This is a genomic window from Pseudomonas sp. 05N434 (assembly GCF_056396965.1).
In genome coordinates, this window is sequence record NZ_JBFTMK010000219.1 from 1 (window position 1) to 16,407 (window position 16,407).

Here is a 16,407-nt window from a genome sequence, read left to right on the forward strand (position 1 = left end):
TCCTGGGTGTGATCGAAATGCAGGCGAATCAGGAAGTCGCCGGCAATCCTGGGTGTGATCGAAATGCAGGCGAATCAGGAAGTCGCCGGCAATCTTGCCCTCTTCGCCCAGCACCTTCAGGTACGGCGCGATCAGGGTGAAACCTTCTTTATCGAGCTTCCAGTTCAACCGCGCATTGGCCTGAATGTACTGCCATGGCTTGGCGAAAATCGGGTCCAGGTGCAAGGAGAAATCCTTGCTGTCCATGCGCAACTCACCCTGCCCGAGATCGCCGCTGATGCTGCCACTGACGTTTCGCGCCGCCGGTGCGCCGTGATAGGCGTCGAAGCCGACCCGATCCAGATTGGCGGCAAAGCTGAACTTGCTGTCATCGGTAGCCGCGGGGCGCAAGTCGATCAGCACGTTGCGCAATACCCCGGTGACCTTGAGCCGCTCGACGGCCGTAGCGACACCTTCCGGAAGCGGCCCCAAAGCGTTCAGTAACGGGGTGAGCGGCGTGAGGTCGATGCGGTCGGCTTGCAGATGCAAAAGCTCTGGCGTCTCGTCGGTCGCCGCGGTTTGTTGAAATTGCAGTTTCGATTCCCAGCGAGTTTCACCCAGGCTCATCGCCAGGGAATCCAGGGTCACCAGCACACCCGTGGAGCTGCGCTGGAAATAGCCGTTAAGCGCCAGATTGTTGATCTGGATTGGCTTGCGCTCGGCGTAGGCGCCCTTGAGTTGCGGTGCGTTCAAACGGATCGCGGCGCTTTGCAGGGCGCCCTCGCTCCAGTTCACCCAGAGCTCGCCACCGGCCTTGATCTCGGAGAAATTCCATTGTTGGGTCAGGTGCTCGGGCAACCATTTCGACCAATCGCTTTGCGGCAGGCTCAAGTAAGCCTCAACCTCGCCGTCCTGCCACTGGCTGGCGCGGATACGGGTACGCAGGCTCATCGCAACCGGCTGGCCATCGGGCAGGGTCAAACGGGCGTCGAGGCGCTGACGCGACACACCGGTTCTCAGATTGAGGCCAACGTAGGTCAGGGTCAGCGGCGGCTGATCCAGTGGCTGCAAGGTCACCTGACTGTCGAGCACCGACAATTGCTGGACCATCTGCATACTATTGAACAACTGCTCCGGGTCCAGCGGCTGATCCTGCCGCACCGGCAATCCTTCCAGCGCCCAATGACCGTCCTCGCCTTCCTTGAGGCTGATCTTCAAGCCGTTGAGCTCCAGATGTGCGATGCGTATTTCGCGCGCCAGCAGGCTGGCCCACAGATCCGGCACCGCGCGCACCTGGTCCAGGCGCAAGGCATTGGAGCCTTCGCCAACCATCACGTCATGAGCCAGCAGAACCGGGGCGAAGCCGCTCCAGTTGCCCTCCAGTTCGCCGATGTGCAGCGGCATGCCCAAGGCGGCGCTGGCTTTGGTTTCGACATCGGCACGGTATTCGGCCACCAGCGGTGTCAGCTCCCGGCCGAGACTGACAAACAGCGCCATCAACACCAAAACCAACGCACACAGGCCCAGACCCCAGCGGGTCAGTGCGGCCAAAATGCGTGTCAGACGCTCCATGTCAGTTGGCTCCCATGGCAAAAATACTGCAAAAAGCTGAGGCCAGCCGTTCTAGTGGAATTGAAATACAACGCTTCAGAGCAGCACCACGTCGTATTGTTCCTGGGAATACATGGTTTCTACCTGAAACCGAATGGTGCGCCCGATAAACCCTTCGAGCTCGGCGACGTTGCCCGACTCTTCATCGAGCAAGCGGTCGACCACTTTCTGGTTCGCCAGCACGCGATAGCCTTCGGCCTGATAGGCACGGGCCTCACGCAGGATTTCGCGGAAGATCTCGTAGCAGACGGTTTCCGGGGTCTTGAGCTTGCCGCGCCCCTGGCAGCTGCTGCACGGTTCGCACAGCACTTGCTCGAGACTTTCGCGGGTGCGCTTGCGGGTCACGAAAATCGGCCGTTCGCCCGGATAATGCTCCAGACGGTCAGCGATTTCCGGCATCAGTTCGGCGACGAACTGTGTGGTTTTCTGGAAGGTTTCCCGGGAGTCGATGCGGATTTTTTCGATCTTCGGGCTCACCAGGTCGCGCAAGGTGCGCAACGCCAGGCCGAGGTCTTCGTAGATCACACTCGGTGCGCTGATGGTTTTGATCTGGGCGTTGATCTGGTCCCAAAGCCTGCGCAGGTAGCGGATATCCATGAGGATTTCATCGGCTCCGGCCCCTTCGGCAGCGGTACGCAGAATGAAACCGCCGGCTTCCTTGATACCTTCTTTCTCCACGCAGTCGGTGACCACTTGCTTGAGGCGTTCGCGCTCGGCTTCGTCTTCGATCTTCAGGGAAATACCGACGTGGGCAGTGCGCGGCATGTACACCAGATAGCGCGACGGGATCGACAGTTGCGTGGTCAGGCGTGCGCCTTTGGAGCCGATCGGGTCCTTGGTGACTTGCACCACCAGGCTTTGGCCTTCGTGAACCAGCGAGCTGATGCTCTCCACCGCCGGGCCTTCGCGCAGGGAAATTTCCGAGGCGTGAATGAATGCGGCGCGGTCTAGCCCGATATCGACGAAGGCGGCCTGCATGCCCGGCAATACCCGAACGACCTTGCCTTTGTAGATGTTGCCGACGATCCCGCGTTTTTGCGTGCGTTCGACATGGACCTCTTGCAGAACACCGTTTTCGACCACCGCCACGCGTGATTCCATCGGCGTGATGTTGATCAGGATCTCTTCACTCATGGCAGGGTCTCGTTCAGGCATGTTCACGATAATGGCCGCATCTTGTCAGTACGACGCTCAGTGCGCGTTAAGGGTTTGCCAACAGGGTATTCCGAAATGGCCGAGCAGTTCTGCGGTTTCGCACAGCGGCAAACCGACCACCGCCGAGTAACTGCCATTGAGCCCGGTAACGAACACCGCGCCCAGCCCTTGAATCCCGTAGCCGCCCGCCTTGTCCCGGGGTTCGCCGCTGGCCCAATAGGCCGCCGCTTCATCGCGGCCGATGGTGCGAAAACGCACCAGACTGCGCACCACCAGAGACTCGCAACGTTCACCATCGTGCACCGCAATCGCCGTCAGCACTTCATGCTCACACCCGGACAACAGCATAAGCATGGCGCACGCTTCGGCTTCATCCACCGGTTTGCCGAGAATTTTCCCGTCCAGCACCACGGCAGTGTCGGCGCCCAGCACGCAGAAATCCGCGTCGGACACGATCGCCCCGCGCCCGACCTCGGCCTTGCCGCGCGCCAGACGCTCGACATAGGCCGATGGGGATTCTTCAGGGAAAGGGGTTTCGTCGATGTCCGCGCTGATGGTGGTGAACGGCACGCCGATCTGAGCGAGCAGTTCACGCCGACGCGGCGAGCCTGAGGCGAGGTACAGCTGTTTCATCAAGACATCTCCCTGTCTAGTGCCCTGTCTCACGAATACTGTTCCTTTTTGGCGAGACAGGGCACCGGGTGCGAGCACATGCCTGACCGAATTAATTGATTTTGTAGCGTCGACGCAAACCGCGCAAACCGAAGCTGATCCAAGGCCAGAGCAACGCACTGACCAGCGCTGGCAACACCAGCGCCAGGGTCGGCTGACGATTACCGGTCAGGGCGCTCAGCCACAACTGAACCAGTTGGGCGAGGCCGAAGATCACCAGGATCACCAGGCTCTGCTGCCACATCGGGAACATGCGCAGGCGCTGCTGCAGCGACAGCACCAGGAATGTAATGAGCGTGAGGATCAATGCGTTCTGGCCCAGCAACGTGCCATACAGCACGTCTTCGGCCAACCCCAGGCACCAGGCCGTCACCATGCCGACTTTCTGCGKCATGGCCAACGCCCAGAAGGCCAACAACAAGGCCAGCCACAAAGGACGCAGGATTTCCATGAATTGCGGCAGCGGTGAAACGCTGAGCAACATGCCGATGGCGAACGTCAGCCAGACCATCCAGCCGTTTCGGGAGGAAGTTGCACCGCCCATTATTCTGTTCCCCCAGTAGTGGCCGGCGCGGCGACAGGCGGTTTGGCAGCAGGCTTCACGGCCGCGGGTTTGGGTTTGGCGGCCGTCGCCGTCGCGGGTGGCTTGGCGGCAGCAGGATGGGACGCAGCAGGTTTGACTGGGGTCGCGGCGGCAGGTGCGGCAGGTGCGGCAGCCGGAGTTGCAGCGGCAGCCGGTACCACCGACGCGGCCGGTTTCGGCACGGTTGCAGGAATGATCGGCCCGCCACCTTGCCGGTCCAGAGCCTCTTGAGCCTGGGCGGCTTCGTTGGCGCGCTCCTCGGCTGTGCGACCATCACTGAACACCAACAGCAAATAACGACTGCGGTTCAGCGCGGCAGTCGGCACCGCACGCACAATGGCAAACGGTTGACCGGAATCGTGGATCACTTCCTTGACCGTCGCTACCGGGTAACCCGCCGGGAAACGCTGACCGAGGCCGGAGCTGACCAGCAGATCGCCTTCCTTAATATCGGCAGTATCGGCCACATGACGCAGCTCAAGGCGTTCCGGGTTGCCGGTGCCGCTGGCAATCGCCCGCAGACCGTTACGGTTCACCTGCACCGGAATGCTGTGGGTGGTGTCGGTCAGCAACAGTACCCGAGAGGTGTACGGCATCAACTCGACCACCTGCCCCATCAGGCCACGGGCATCGAGCACCGGCTGACCGAGGATCACACCGTCGCGCTCACCTTTATTGATGATGATGCGATGGGTAAAGGGGTTGGGGTCCATGCCGATCAACTCGGCCACTTCGACCTTCTCGTTGACCAGCGCGGAAGAGTTGAGCAACTCGCGCAGCCGAACGTTCTGCTCGGTGAGGGCGGCAAGCTTTTGCATGCGGCCCTGCAACAGCAGGTTTTCGGTTTTGAGTTTTTCGTTTTCGGCGACCAGCTCGGTCCGGCTGCCGAATTGGCTGGCCACACCTTGCCATAGCCGCTGTGGCAGGTCGGTGATCCAGTAAGACTGCATCAGCACCAGCGACATTTGGCTACGCACTGGCTTGAGCAGTGTGAAGCGGGCATCGACCACCATCAGCGCGACCGATAGCACGACCAGCACCAACAAGCGCACGCCCAGTGAGGGGCCTTTGGTGAAAAGCGGTTTAATAAGCCGCTCCTCCCAGGCAAATGTTCTCTTTATTCATACGGCATCAAACCGGCCTGGATGCAGACTGACAGAAGATAAACGCCAACAGGCAGCACTGCAAAGTGCTGCCTGCGGGCTCACCAGCATAGATGCATCGGGCGAGATCACTCGCTCGACAGCAGGTCCATGGTGTGTTTATCCATCATTTCCAATGCACGGCCACCGCCGCGAGCAACGCAGGTCAGCGGGTCTTCGGCGACGATCACCGGCAGACCGGTTTCCTGGGCCAGCAACTTGTCGAGGTCGCGCAGCAAAGCGCCACCACCGGTCAGTACCAGACCACGCTCGGCGATATCGGAAGCCAGTTCCGGAGGCGATTGCTCCAGCGCACTTTTCACTGCCTGAACGATAGTGGCCAGCGACTCTTGCAGAGCTTCCAGCACTTCGTTGGAGTTCAGGGTGAATGCGCGTGGAACGCCTTCGGCCAKGTWACGGCCACGAACGTCGACTTCACGAACTTCGCCGCCCGGGTAGGCCGTACCGATTTCCTGTTTGATGCGCTCGGCGGTGGATTCGCCGATCAGGCTGCCGTAGTTGCGACGCACGTAGGTGATGATCGCTTCGTCGAAGCGGTCGCCGCCAACCCGTACGGATTCGGCATAGACCACACCGTTGAGGGAGATCAGCGCGATTTCAGTGGTACCGCCACCGATATCGACAACCATCGAACCGCGAGCTTCTTCAACCGGCAGGCCGGCACCGATCGCAGCAGCCATTGGCTCTTCAATCAGGAACACTTCACGGGCGCCGGCACCGAGGGCCGACTCACGGATGGCACGACGCTCAACCTGGGTGGATTTGCATGGAACGCAGATCAGCACACGAGGGCTAGGCTGCAAAAAGCTGTTTTCGTGAACCTTGTTGATAAAGTACTGCAGCATTTTTTCGCAAACGCTGAAGTCGGCGATCACGCCGTCCTTCATCGGACGAATGGCTGCAATATTGCCCGGCGTACGACCGAGCATGCGCTTGGCCTCGGTGCCGACAGCAACGACACTTTTCTGGTTACCGTGTGTCCGAATAGCCACAACCGATGGCTCATTCAGGACGATACCGCGCTCGCGCACGTAAATAAGGGTGTTGGCAGTGCCCAGGTCAATGGAAAGATCGCTGGAAAACATGCCACGCAGTTTCTTGAACATGGGAAAGGGACCCTAGGCAACGCGTGGGTAAAAAAGTGCGGCAAACTCTAACAACGACAGGGATTTTGGGCAAGGCGCCAATATGTTAAATTGGCTGCTTTTCTGTGCACCAAGCACCACAATCGCGGCCTTGAGACCGTAGATATGCGGTAGTGTTCCGACAATCTAACACACGGACGCGGTCCGTTTTGTTTTCCACTGGAGATTCCCATGGCGCTTGAACGCTCCGACGTGGAAAAAATCGCTCATCTGGCCTGCCTTGGCCTCAATGATGCCGATCTTCCACACATCACTTCGGCCCTGAACAGCATTCTCGGGCTGGTCGACGAAATGCAAGCGGTCAATACCGACGGTATCGAGCCGCTGGCCCACCCACTGGAAGCCAGCCAGCGCCTGCGTGCAGACGTCGTGACCGAGACCAATCATCGCGAGGCCTATCAGTCCATCGCACCAGCGGTCGAAAACGGCCTGTACCTGGTTCCGAAAGTCATCGACTAAAGGGAAAGAGCCTGCAATGCATCAATTGACTCTGGCCGAGATCGCCCGCGGACTCGCCGATAAAAAGTTTTCCTCCGAAGAGCTGACCAAAGTCCTGCTGGCGCGCATCGCCCAGCTCGACCCGCAGCTCAACAGTTTCATCAGCCTCACCGAAGACCTGGCACTGCAGCAGGCGAAAGCCGCTGACGCACGTCGGGCCAACGGTGAGAGCGGCGCCCTGCTCGGTGCGCCGATCGCCCACAAAGATCTGTTCTGCACCCAGGGCATCCGCACCAGCTGCGGCTCGAAGATGCTCGACAACTTCAAGGCGCCGTACGACGCCACCGTGGTCGCCAAACTGGCCGCTGCCGGGGCCGTGACTCTGGGCAAGACCAACATGGACGAATTCGCCATGGGGTCGGCCAACGAGTCGAGCTACTACGGCGCGGTGAAAAACCCGTGGAACCTGGAATATGTTCCGGGCGGTTCGTCCGGCGGTTCCGCGGCGGCGGTGGCCGCTCGTCTGTTGCCGGCGGCAACGGGCACCGACACCGGCGGCTCCATTCGTCAGCCCGCTGCGCTGACCAACCTAACCGGCCTGAAACCGACGTACGGTCGTGTTTCGCGCTGGGGCATGATCGCCTACGCATCCAGCCTCGATCAGGGCGGCCCGCTGGCCCGTACCGCCGAAGACTGCGCGATCCTGCTGCAAGGCATGGCCGGCTTCGACCCGCAGGACTCCACCAGCATCGACGAGCCCGTGCCTGATTACAGCGCCGGCCTCAACGGTTCGCTGCAAGGCCTGCGCATCGGCGTGCCGAAGGAATACTTCAGCGCAGGCCTGGACCCGCGCATCGCCGACCTGATCATGGCCAGCGTTGAAGAGCTGAAAAAGCTCGGCGCCGTGATCAAGGAAATCAGCCTGCCGAACATGCAGCACGCGATTCCTGCGTACTACGTGATCGCCCCGGCGGAAGCGTCCTCCAACCTGTCGCGCTTCGATGGCGTACGTTTCGGCTATCGCTGCGAAGACCCGAAAAACCTGGAAGACCTGTACAAGCGCTCCCGTGGCGAAGGTTTCGGCCCGGAAGTGCAGCGCCGGATCATGGTCGGTGCCTATGCACTGTCGGCCGGTTACTACGACGCCTACTACCTCAAGGCGCAGAAGATCCGTCGCTTGATCAAGAACGACTTCATGGCCGCCTTCAATGAGGTCGACATCATCCTCGGCCCAACCACGCCGAACCCGGCCTGGAAGCTCGGCGCCAAGAACAACGACCCGGTCGCCGCGTATCTGGAAGACGTCTACACCATCACCGCCAACCTCGCCGGTCTGCCGGGCTTGTCCATGCCTGCAGGTTTTGTCGATGGCCTGCCGGTCGGCGTGCAACTGCTCGCCCCGTATTTCCAGGAAGGTCGCCTGTTGAACGTTGCCCATCAGTATCAGCAAAACACTGACTGGCACACCCGCACCCCAACCGGCTTCTGAGGAGAAACACATGCAATGGGAAGTCGTGATCGGGCTGGAGATTCATACCCAGCTCACCACCCGGTCGAAAATCTTTTCCGGTAGTTCCACCACCTTCGGTTCCGAGCCGAACACCCAGGCCAGCCTGGTTGACCTCGGCATGCCCGGCGTATTGCCGGTGCTGAACCAGGAAGCAGTGCGCATGGCGGTGATGTTCGGCCTGGCCATCGATGCCGAGATCGGTCAGCACAACGTGTTCGCCCGCAAAAACTACTTCTACCCGGACCTGCCCAAGGGCTATCAGATCAGCCAGATGGAATTGCCGATCGTCGGCAAGGGCCACCTGGACATCGCCCTCGAAGACGGCACGGTCAAACGCGTCGGCATCACTCGCGCGCACCTGGAAGAAGACGCCGGTAAAAGCCTGCACGAAGAATTCAGCGGCGCCACCGGCATCGACCTGAACCGTGCCGGCACGCCGTTGCTGGAAATCGTTTCCGAGCCGGACATGCGCAGCGCCAAGGAAGCCGTGGCTTACGTCAAGGCTATCCACGCGCTGGTACGCTACCTGGGCATCTGCGACGGCAACATGGCCGAAGGCTCGCTGCGTTGCGACTGCAACGTGTCGATCCGTCCGAAAGGCCAGGCCGAGTTCGGTACTCGCTGCGAGATCAAGAACGTTAACTCGTTCCGCTTCATCGAGAAGGCGATCAATAGCGAAGTGCAACGCCAAATCGAACTGATCGAAGACGGCGGCAAAGTGATCCAGCAAACCCGCCTGTACGGGCCACCAGCCGCGAACAAGCCGATTACTTCGAGAAAGTCGTGAGCATCAGTGGCGACGCCAAACTGGCGGCCAACTGGGTCATGGTTGAACTGGGCAGCCTGCTGAACAAGCAAGGCCTGGACATCGACCAGTCGCCGGTTTCGGCCGAGCAACTGGGCGGCATGCTGTTGCGCATCAAGGACAACACTATCTCCGGCAAGATCGCCAAAGTGGTGTTTGAAGCCATGGCCAACGGCGAAGGCAGCGCGGACGAAATCATCGACAAACGCGGCCTCAAGCAAGTGACCGACACCGGCGCGATCTCGGCGGTACTGGACGAAATGCTCGCGGCCAACGCCGAACAGGTCGAACAGTACCGCGCGGCAGACGAAGCCAAACGCGGCAAGATGTTCGGCTTCTTCGTCGGCCAGGCCATGAAAGCCTCCAAAGGCAAGGCCAACCCGCAACAGGTCAACGAACTGCTTAAAAGCAAGCTCGAAGGCTGATGAGAATGGAGCCAACTCTCAATATTGGCTCCATTCCTTGTGGCGAGGGAGCTTGCTCCCGCTGGTCTGCGAAGCAGGCCCAAATCGGCAACCGCACTCTTTCAGCGAGAATGCATCAGCCGATTTTGCGACCGCTTCTCGGTCGAGCGAGAGCAAGCTCCCTCGCCACATTTATTTTGGGAGCCGTCCAAATGAAACGTCTGCTCAGCGCTTGCGCCTTACTCTCTCTGCTGGCCGGTTGTGCCAGTACCGACACCATCGATCCACACGGCTACGACAAGACCGGCACGGCTTCGTATTACGGTGCCAAGCACCATGGCAAAAACACCGCCAGCGGTGAGCGTTTCAACCAGCATGGCCTGACCGCTGCCCATCGCCAGTTGCCATTCGGCACCCGGGTGAAGATTACCAACCTGAATAACGACAGATCCTGCGTGGTACGCATCAACGACCGTGGACCGTATTCTCGCGGGCGCCTGATCGACGTGTCCCGTGAAGCGGCCGAACAGTTGGGCATGCTGCGCAGTGGCACCGCGAAGGTTCGCGTGCAAGCCCTCGACGACTGATAGATGGAGCGCTGACTATTTTCGGACTGGCCGATTTACCCCTGATCAGCGTGATTGAATTGCTCTGCGGTCTGTTTTTATTGATCGCCGGCGCCGAACTGATGGTGCGCGCCGCGGTACGCCTGGCCGCGCGCCTGCATGTGCGGCCGCTGATCATCGGCCTGACCATCGTGGCCCTCGGCAGCAGCGCACCGCAGATGGCGGTCAGCTTGCAAGCCACCCTGGCGCAAAACGCCGACATCGCCGTCGGTAGCGTGATCGGCAGCAGCATCTTCAACATCCTCGTCACCCTCGGGCTCTCGGCGCTGATTACTCCATTGCGGGTTTCGCGACAATTGGTGCGTCTGGATATTCCACTGATGATCGGCGCCAGCCTGCTGGTGTTCGTACTGGCGTGGAACAAAGAACTGAATCGGGTCGACGGCATGATGCTGCTGGCCGCGCTGGCGCTGTACCTGGGCTTGCTGCTGCGCCAGTCGCGGCACTCGACCCGTCCGCCATCAGGGGCTCATGAAGCGTCGCAGGCACCGTGGTTCAGCAGCCTGCTGATGATTGTCGCCGGGCTGGCGATGCTGGTGTTCGCCGGGCACTTGTTGCTCGGCGCCGCGGTGGCGGTCGCGACCGACCTGGGGTTGTCGGAGCGGATCATCGGCCTGACCATCGTCGCCGTCAGCACCTCCCTGCCGGAACTGGCCACTTCGTTGATCGCCGCGCTGCGCGGTCAGCGGGACATCGCGGTGGGCAACGTGATCGGCAGCAACCTGTTCAACCTCTTGGGCGTGCTCGGGCTGACCGCATTGATCGCGCCATCACCACTGTCGGTCTCGCCCAACGCGCTGGATTTCGATTTGCCGGTGATGCTTGGAGTCGCGCTGCTGTGCCTGCCTGTGTTCTATTCCGGCTACCGGGTGACCCGCGCCGAAGGCCTGCTGTTTTTGGGCTTGTACCTGGCCTATGGGCTGCACGTGGTGTCGTTCACCGCGGGCATGCCACTGGCCGGCAAGCTTGAACACCTGATGCTGTTTTTCGTCCTGCCAGCGCTGGTGGCGTTTTTGCTGTTCACCTCGCTTCGCGCCTGGCGTCGCCAACACCACAAGAGGGAAATGCCATGAGCACTGATAAGAAGCCTGGGGTTGAAATCCGCCGCCAAGTGATGGGCGACGCGTTCGTCGACCGCGCCCTGGGCAACGCCACCGAATTCACCCAGCCGCTGCAGGACTTCGTCAATGAGCACGCCTGGGGCGGCGTGTGGAACCGTGAAGGTTTGCCGCTGAAAACCCGCAGCCTGATCACTCTCGCTGCGCTGACCGCGTTGAAGTGCCCGCAAGAATTGAAAGGCCATGTGCGCGGTGCGTTGAACAACGGTTGCACGGTGGAAGAGATTCGCGAAGCGCTGCTGCATTGCGCGGTGTATGCCGGTGTGCCGGCGGCGATCGATGCATTTCGGGCGGCGCAGGAAGTGATCGACACCTATCAGAAGCCGGAGTAGGCGACCTGAAGAACGCCGCAAATCCCGAGGTTAGATCCACCCACCCCACTGCAACAAAAAGATCCCGATGTTGGTGGTGACCGCCGCCATCAGTGTAGTAATCACGATGATCGCCGCCGCCAGCTCATGATTGCCATTGGCCTGCCGGGCCATGACGAAACTGGCCGCGGCGGTCGGGCTGCCGAAGTACAGAAACAGAATCCCCAACTCCGCCCCACGAAAGCCCCAGAGCCAGGCGCCGAGTGTCGCCAGTACCGGCAGGCCGATCATCTTCACCAGACTTGAACTCAGCGCCATCGTGCCGCTTTTGCGCATTGCCGCCAGCGACAACGTGCCACCGATGCAGATCAATGCCAATGGCAAGGTGGTTTGCGCCAAATATTGACCGGACCTCTCCAGCCATCCCGGCAAGCCGATCTGGAACCAGGCAAATGGTGCGGCTGCAATCACACTGATGACCAGCGGATTGGCCATCACACTTTTGCAGATGCTCCACGGATCAGACTTGATCACCGGGCTATAGACCGCCAGCACAATGGTTGAGAGCGTGTTGTAAAACAGGATCACCAGCGCCGCGAGAATCGCCCCAAGGGAAATGCCATAGTCGCCGTACATGCTCGCCGCCAGGGCCAGGCCGATTACCCCGTTATTGCCGCGAAACGCGCCTTGGGTGTAAATGCCCCGATCTTCCCGCGGGCATTTCCAGATCGCCCAACCCCAGGCAATTGCAAAACACATCAGGGTCGCGACCGAGAAGTAGATCAGCAGCGCCGGTTGCAACGCAGCGTGCAGGTCGGCATGCAAGATGCCCAGAAACAGCAACGCCGGCATGGTGACATTGAACACCAGGGCCGACGCAGTATGGATGAAGTTGTCGTTGATCCAGTCGATGCGCTTGAGCAGCACACCCAGAAACAGCATGGCAAACACCGGCGCAGTGATGTTCAGGGTTTCGAGGAAAATAGCCAGCATGCCGGGGGAACCTTGGGTGGGCGTCGTTAGGGGGCTAATGATAAGCCACCGGAGACGTCGGCGTCTGGTAGACCGTCTTCGCAGGCTTGCCCGCGAAGACGTCCTGATAAACGCCAAATTAACCTCAGGTTACTTACCGATAGAAATCTTCGGCGCCCAAGTCAGCCATTCATCTTCAAACTTGTCGAACAGCGGAAACGTTTGCTCGGGCCGCGCCGGGACACCCATGCGGTCGCCATCCGGTGTGGCAAAGGCGATACCGCCCTGGATCAGCGTCTCCAGCGATTCGGTGCGTATGGTTGCGCCTTTGAACAAGCCGTAGTCAAAACCAAAACCACTGGTGTTCCAGAACCGCGTGCCACTGCGCACCAATGGCGCGTACTTCGGCTCGATCAGGATGTGTACCAACACTCGATCCGCCGTCTGGCCCAGCTCATAGCCAGTCACCTTGCCCACCGTGATTTCGCGATAGGTGACGGGCACACCGGTCTTCAGCGAGCCTCGACGAGCTGCACTCAATACCAGGCTCAAACCGGCCTCTTCCTTGGCGGTTTCCGGAGGATTGGTCAGCGCTACGAAGTCCTTTTGCGGACCGAGATTCTTCGGCGCCGGTTGCACTTCGATGTACTGCCCGGTCACCAGCGTCTCAAGGTTGGACGTCTTGATCAGACCTAATTCAGGTTTGACCACCCAGAACTGACTGCCCACTCGAGCGATACGCTCCGGCACTTCCGTGATTCGCGCAGTCAGCAGCACCGATTGCAGGTCGTCGCTGAGGTCGACGTCTTCGACCTTGCCGACGTCGAGGCCTTTGAACCGGATCGGCGTGCCCGTGCGCAGACCATCGGCGCGATCGACCTTGATGGTCACCACGGCGCCTTTCTGGTTTGCCTCTTCATGACTGGCGAACAGACGGAAACGTGGAATGCGCTTCTGCAACGGCGCTTTGGCTTCCGGGGTTTCGAAAGCAATGCCGCCGGCCATCAGGCTTTGCAAAGACTCACTTTTGACCTGGATGCCGCCGGTCAGTCCACCCGTCAGCGTAATACCGCTGGCATTCCAGAAGCGCGTCGAGGCGTTGACCAGCCCCTCGTATTCCTTCTCGATGTGCACACCGATCATCAGCTGTTTTTTAGTGCGAGAGAACTGGTAGCTCTGCACCGAACCCACCTTGACCTGCTTGTAGAGAATCGGACTGCCGACTTCCAGTGAGCCGAGGTTTTCGGTGAACAGCACCAGATGCAGGCCCGGCGAACGCAGATCCAGCGGCGGAGCCTTGGCCCGTGCTTCGAACTCGCGCTGCGGTGCGCCACCCTTGTCGCCAGGGCGCACGGCGATGTAGTTACCTTTGACCAATGCTTCCAGACCGGTGATACCGGCAAGCGAAATTGATGGTTTGACCACCCAGAACTGTGTGCCGGTGACCAGGTAATCCTCAGCCAATGGGTCGAGCGTCAGCTCGGCGGTTGCACTGGAGAGGTCCGGGTCAATCTTGAGCGCTTTCAGATTGCCGACCTGAATGCCTTTGTACATCACCGGTGTACGACCGGCCTGCAGGCCTTCGAAATCGCTGAGTTTGACCTTGACCCGAATACCGGCGGCGGCTGCATCGAAGTCTTCGTAGAGACGGAACGGCAGGCTTGGATCGGTGGGCGGGCTGTCCTTGCGGTTTTCCGGTGTAGCAAACRCAATACCACCAGCGACGATGCTGGCGAGGGACTCGCTACGCACTTTCACACCGGACAGGTTGGCATCGATGCTGATACCGCTGGCATTCCAGAAACGCGTGTGTTTGCGTACCAGGCTGGCGTAGGTCGGTTCGATGAAGACTTTGAGTTCAACGGTGTTCTGGTCCGCGGACAGCAAATAGCTTTTGATCTGACCGACCTGGATCTGCTTGTAGAACACCGGGCTGCCGCGATTCAGCGAACCGAGACGATCAGCCTTGATGGTCAGGTGCAGACCAGGCTTGGCGTCCGACAGCGGCGGCTCTTCGGCCAGGGCCTTGAACTTGCGGGTCGGTTCGCCCTCTCCCGGGCTGACAGCCACATAGTTACCCGAGACCAGCGTCTCCAGGCCCGTGATACCGGCCAGGGTTACGCTCGGCTTGACCAGCCAGAAACGCGTGCTGGTTCTGAGGTATTGCTCCACGTCCTTATTCATCTCGATGGTGGCGATCACGCCTTTGGAGCTGCCTTCGTCATCGAGTGTGAGGGCTTTCACCTTACCGACCGACATACCTTTGTAAACGACTTCGGTCTTGTTGGCCTGAATACCTTCGCCGCTTTCGAAGCGCACATGGATCTCAATGCCTGTCTCGCTATAGGCACGCCAGGCGAGCCAACCGCCAATGAGCAAGGCGATCAGGGGCAATACCCAAATGGCAGACCAGTTAGAGGCCGGTCGGGTTTTCGCTGTAGGCAAATCAGTCATGGTCGTCGTCCGACTCCGTGTTATCCCAAATCAGTCGGGGATCGAAAGTTACTGCGGCAAGCATCGTCAGAATCACCACACAGGCGAAGGCGATGGCGCCAAGGTTGGCTTCGACGCTGGCTAGCCGTCCGAAATTCACAACCGCCACCAGGATGGCGATCACAAAAATATCCAGCATCGACCAGCGGCCGATGAACTCGATAAAGCGGTACATCCATATACGTTGGCGCGCGGAGAGTGGCTGGCGGCGCTGCACCGAAAACAGCAGCAACCCGATGCCCACCAGTTTGAACGTAGGAACCAGAATACTGGCGATAAAAACCACAGCCGCGATTGGAATCATGCCGTGCTGAACCAGTTGGATCACGCCGGACATGATGGTGCTCGGATCACCCTGCCCCAGGGAACTGACGGTCATGATCGGCAGCACATTGGCCGGGATGTAAATAATCGCAGCGGTGACCAGCAGCGCCCAGGTACGCATCAGGCTGTTCGGTCGGCGCGCATGAACCAACGCACCACAGCGGGTGCAGACCTGCTCGTCGGTGCCAGCTTCCTGCTTGTTCAACTCGTGGCATTCGGCACAAATCAGAATGCCCGCATCAATCGCCCGCATGGGCATCTTCTCCTGATAATGCCTGCCAGATCTGGTGCGGCGACATCACCACTTCCAGCCAGACCTGGACCAACAACAAACTGATGAAGCACGCCAAACCAAGACCTACGGTAATCGCCGCCATATCGGCCAATTTGACGATCGCGACCAGCACGCCCATGAGGTAAACCTCAAGCATCCCCCAATCCCGAAGATGGTGATAAATGCGGTAGAGCAGCAAACCGTAGCTGCGTCCGATATTGAATCGGATACTCAGCAGCACCACCAATTGGCAGAGCAGCTTGAGCAGCGGAATCCCCATGCTGCAGAGAAATACGACTGCTGCTACGCCCTGCATACCGGTATCGAACAAACCGAGAACACCGCTCCAGACAGTGTCATTCGATGACTGCCCGAGTAGATGGAGTTGCATGATGGGTAAAAAGTTCGCGGGGATATACAACAACAGTGCGGCAATGACCAAGGCGAGACTGCGCTGCACGACATTGTGCCGATGGGCATACAGCTCATAACCGCAGCGTGGACAAATGGCCTTCTCACCATGGGCGAGTTCAGGCTTGCGCATCAGCAAGTCGCACTCATGACACGCCACCAAACCGTCCAGTGGTAAATCTGACAGCCTAGGGGCGTCAACCGGATCTGGCATAAAGGCTCTGGCTCCAAAAATGTTGGACCTATTCTAGTGTCCTGACTCGAAAATAACTGTGCATTTTTGTGTTGCCAGAGAAGTAGACTTTTTCTGCGGGCAAAACAAAACCCCTACCTGCATACGCAGATAGGGGTTTCGGAATTTAATCTTGACGATGACCTACTCTCACATGGGGAAACCCCACACTACCATCGGC

Annotated in this window: 15 protein-coding genes and 1 pseudogene; 6 read left to right on the forward strand and 10 right to left on the reverse strand. The window is 59.7% G+C overall.

Going from position 1 to position 16,407, the window contains the following annotated elements:
- The 6 genes from AC1DLB_RS15310 to mreB all read right to left on the reverse strand — a co-directional run.
- On the reverse strand, window positions 1–1,551 hold a 1,551-nt coding region (locus tag AC1DLB_RS15310), incomplete at its 3' end, for a YhdP family protein (protein ID WP_477785223.1).
- Between the two features lie 75 nt (window positions 1,552–1,626).
- Window positions 1,627–2,724: a ribonuclease E/G gene (locus AC1DLB_RS15315; protein ID WP_477785224.1), complete on the reverse strand. Its 1,098-nt coding sequence runs from the start codon at window positions 2,722–2,724 to the stop codon at window positions 1,627–1,629.
- A 57-nt stretch (window positions 2,725–2,781) separates the two neighbouring features.
- Window positions 2,782–3,378 (reverse strand): Maf family protein, encoded by a 597-nt coding sequence (locus AC1DLB_RS15320; protein ID WP_064620318.1) that lies wholly within the window; start codon window positions 3,376–3,378, stop codon window positions 2,782–2,784.
- 91 nt (window positions 3,379–3,469) lie between these two features.
- Window positions 3,470–3,961 (reverse strand): rod shape-determining protein MreD, encoded by a 492-nt coding sequence (gene mreD / locus AC1DLB_RS15325; RefSeq protein WP_477785225.1) that lies wholly within the window; start codon window positions 3,959–3,961, stop codon window positions 3,470–3,472.
- The gene (mreC, locus tag AC1DLB_RS15330; RefSeq protein ID WP_081626525.1) at window positions 3,961–5,088 is read right to left on the reverse strand and encodes a rod shape-determining protein MreC; all 1,128 of its coding nucleotides are present in this window, start codon (window positions 5,086–5,088) and stop codon (window positions 3,961–3,963) included. Before mreC ends, mreD begins: the two co-directional genes overlap by 1 nt.
- A 143-nt stretch (window positions 5,089–5,231) precedes the next feature.
- Window positions 5,232–6,269 carry a rod shape-determining protein MreB gene (mreB, locus tag AC1DLB_RS15335; RefSeq protein ID WP_477785226.1) on the reverse strand — a complete coding sequence of 346 codons (1,038 nt, stop codon included), beginning with the start codon at window positions 6,267–6,269 and terminating at the stop codon, window positions 5,232–5,234.
- 210 nt (window positions 6,270–6,479) lie between these two features.
- On the opposite strand from mreB, the gene gatC reads away from it, so the two are divergent.
- From gatC to AC1DLB_RS15365, 6 genes and pseudogenes are all read left to right on the forward strand, one after another.
- A complete protein-coding gene (gene gatC / locus AC1DLB_RS15340) occupies window positions 6,480–6,767 on the forward strand; it encodes an Asp-tRNA(Asn)/Glu-tRNA(Gln) amidotransferase subunit GatC (RefSeq protein WP_007901429.1) in 288 nt (95 codons plus the stop codon).
- A 16-nt stretch (window positions 6,768–6,783) separates the two neighbouring features.
- Window positions 6,784–8,235, forward strand: coding sequence for an Asp-tRNA(Asn)/Glu-tRNA(Gln) amidotransferase subunit GatA (gene gatA, locus AC1DLB_RS15345; RefSeq protein WP_018927218.1), 1,452 nt, complete (start codon window positions 6,784–6,786; stop codon window positions 8,233–8,235).
- A gap of 10 nt (window positions 8,236–8,245) precedes the next feature.
- A pseudogene (gene gatB / locus AC1DLB_RS15350) lies at window positions 8,246–9,486 on the forward strand (Asp-tRNA(Asn)/Glu-tRNA(Gln) amidotransferase subunit GatB).
- 191 nt (window positions 9,487–9,677) lie between these two features.
- The gene (locus tag AC1DLB_RS15355) at window positions 9,678–10,052 is read left to right on the forward strand and encodes a septal ring lytic transglycosylase RlpA family protein (protein WP_064620325.1); all 375 of its coding nucleotides are present in this window, start codon (window positions 9,678–9,680) and stop codon (window positions 10,050–10,052) included.
- A 50-nt stretch (window positions 10,053–10,102) separates the two neighbouring features.
- Window positions 10,103–11,164, forward strand: coding sequence for a calcium/sodium antiporter (locus AC1DLB_RS15360; protein WP_064620328.1), 1,062 nt, complete (start codon window positions 10,103–10,105; stop codon window positions 11,162–11,164).
- Complete coding sequence (locus AC1DLB_RS15365) at window positions 11,161–11,541, forward strand: carboxymuconolactone decarboxylase family protein (protein WP_007941215.1); 381 nt, start codon at window positions 11,161–11,163, stop codon at window positions 11,539–11,541. The genes AC1DLB_RS15360 and AC1DLB_RS15365 overlap by 4 nt, the downstream gene beginning before the upstream one ends.
- Before the next feature lie 30 nt (window positions 11,542–11,571).
- Here the strand turns inward: AC1DLB_RS15365 and AC1DLB_RS15370 are convergent, their stop codons facing one another.
- The 4 genes from AC1DLB_RS15370 to AC1DLB_RS15385 form a co-directional block, all read right to left on the reverse strand.
- Window positions 11,572–12,513, reverse strand: a complete 942-nt coding sequence (locus tag AC1DLB_RS15370; RefSeq protein ID WP_018927222.1) for an AEC family transporter — start codon at window positions 12,511–12,513, stop codon at window positions 11,572–11,574.
- 129 nt (window positions 12,514–12,642) lie between these two features.
- Window positions 12,643–14,946: a PqiB family protein gene (locus AC1DLB_RS15375; protein ID WP_477785227.1), complete on the reverse strand. Its 2,304-nt coding sequence runs from the start codon at window positions 14,944–14,946 to the stop codon at window positions 12,643–12,645.
- Entirely contained in the window at window positions 14,939–15,562 is a 624-nt protein-coding gene (locus AC1DLB_RS15380) for a paraquat-inducible protein A (RefSeq protein WP_477743239.1), read from the reverse strand. The genes AC1DLB_RS15375 and AC1DLB_RS15380 overlap by 8 nt, the downstream gene beginning before the upstream one ends.
- The gene (locus tag AC1DLB_RS15385; RefSeq protein ID WP_477743238.1) at window positions 15,549–16,208 is read right to left on the reverse strand and encodes a paraquat-inducible protein A; all 660 of its coding nucleotides are present in this window, start codon (window positions 16,206–16,208) and stop codon (window positions 15,549–15,551) included. The genes AC1DLB_RS15380 and AC1DLB_RS15385 overlap by 14 nt, the downstream gene beginning before the upstream one ends.
- Between the last annotated feature and the right edge of the window lie 199 nt (window positions 16,209–16,407).

Excerpts from the sequence above, each read along its gene's own strand:
- AC1DLB_RS15365 (WP_007941215.1), top strand. The coding sequence starts at position 11,161 with ATGAGCACTGATAAGAAGCCTGGGGTTGAAATCCGCCGCCAAGTGATG.
- gatC (WP_007901429.1), top strand. The coding sequence starts at position 6,480 with ATGGCGCTTGAACGCTCCGACGTGGAAAAAATCGCTCATCTGGCCTGC.
- AC1DLB_RS15380 (WP_477743239.1), bottom strand. The coding sequence starts at position 15,562 with ATGCGGGCGATTGATGCGGGCATTCTGATTTGTGCCGAATGCCACGAG.
- AC1DLB_RS15315 (WP_477785224.1), bottom strand. The coding sequence starts at position 2,724 with ATGAGTGAAGAGATCCTGATCAACATCACGCCGATGGAATCACGCGTG.
- AC1DLB_RS15370 (WP_018927222.1), bottom strand. The coding sequence starts at position 12,513 with ATGCTGGCTATTTTCCTCGAAACCCTGAACATCACTGCGCCGGTGTTT.
- AC1DLB_RS15355 (WP_064620325.1), top strand. The coding sequence starts at position 9,678 with ATGAAACGTCTGCTCAGCGCTTGCGCCTTACTCTCTCTGCTGGCCGGT.
- gatA (WP_018927218.1), top strand. The coding sequence starts at position 6,784 with ATGCATCAATTGACTCTGGCCGAGATCGCCCGCGGACTCGCCGATAAA.
- AC1DLB_RS15385 (WP_477743238.1), bottom strand. The coding sequence starts at position 16,208 with ATGCCAGATCCGGTTGACGCCCCTAGGCTGTCAGATTTACCACTGGAC.
- AC1DLB_RS15320 (WP_064620318.1), bottom strand. The coding sequence starts at position 3,378 with ATGAAACAGCTGTACCTCGCCTCAGGCTCGCCGCGTCGGCGTGAACTG.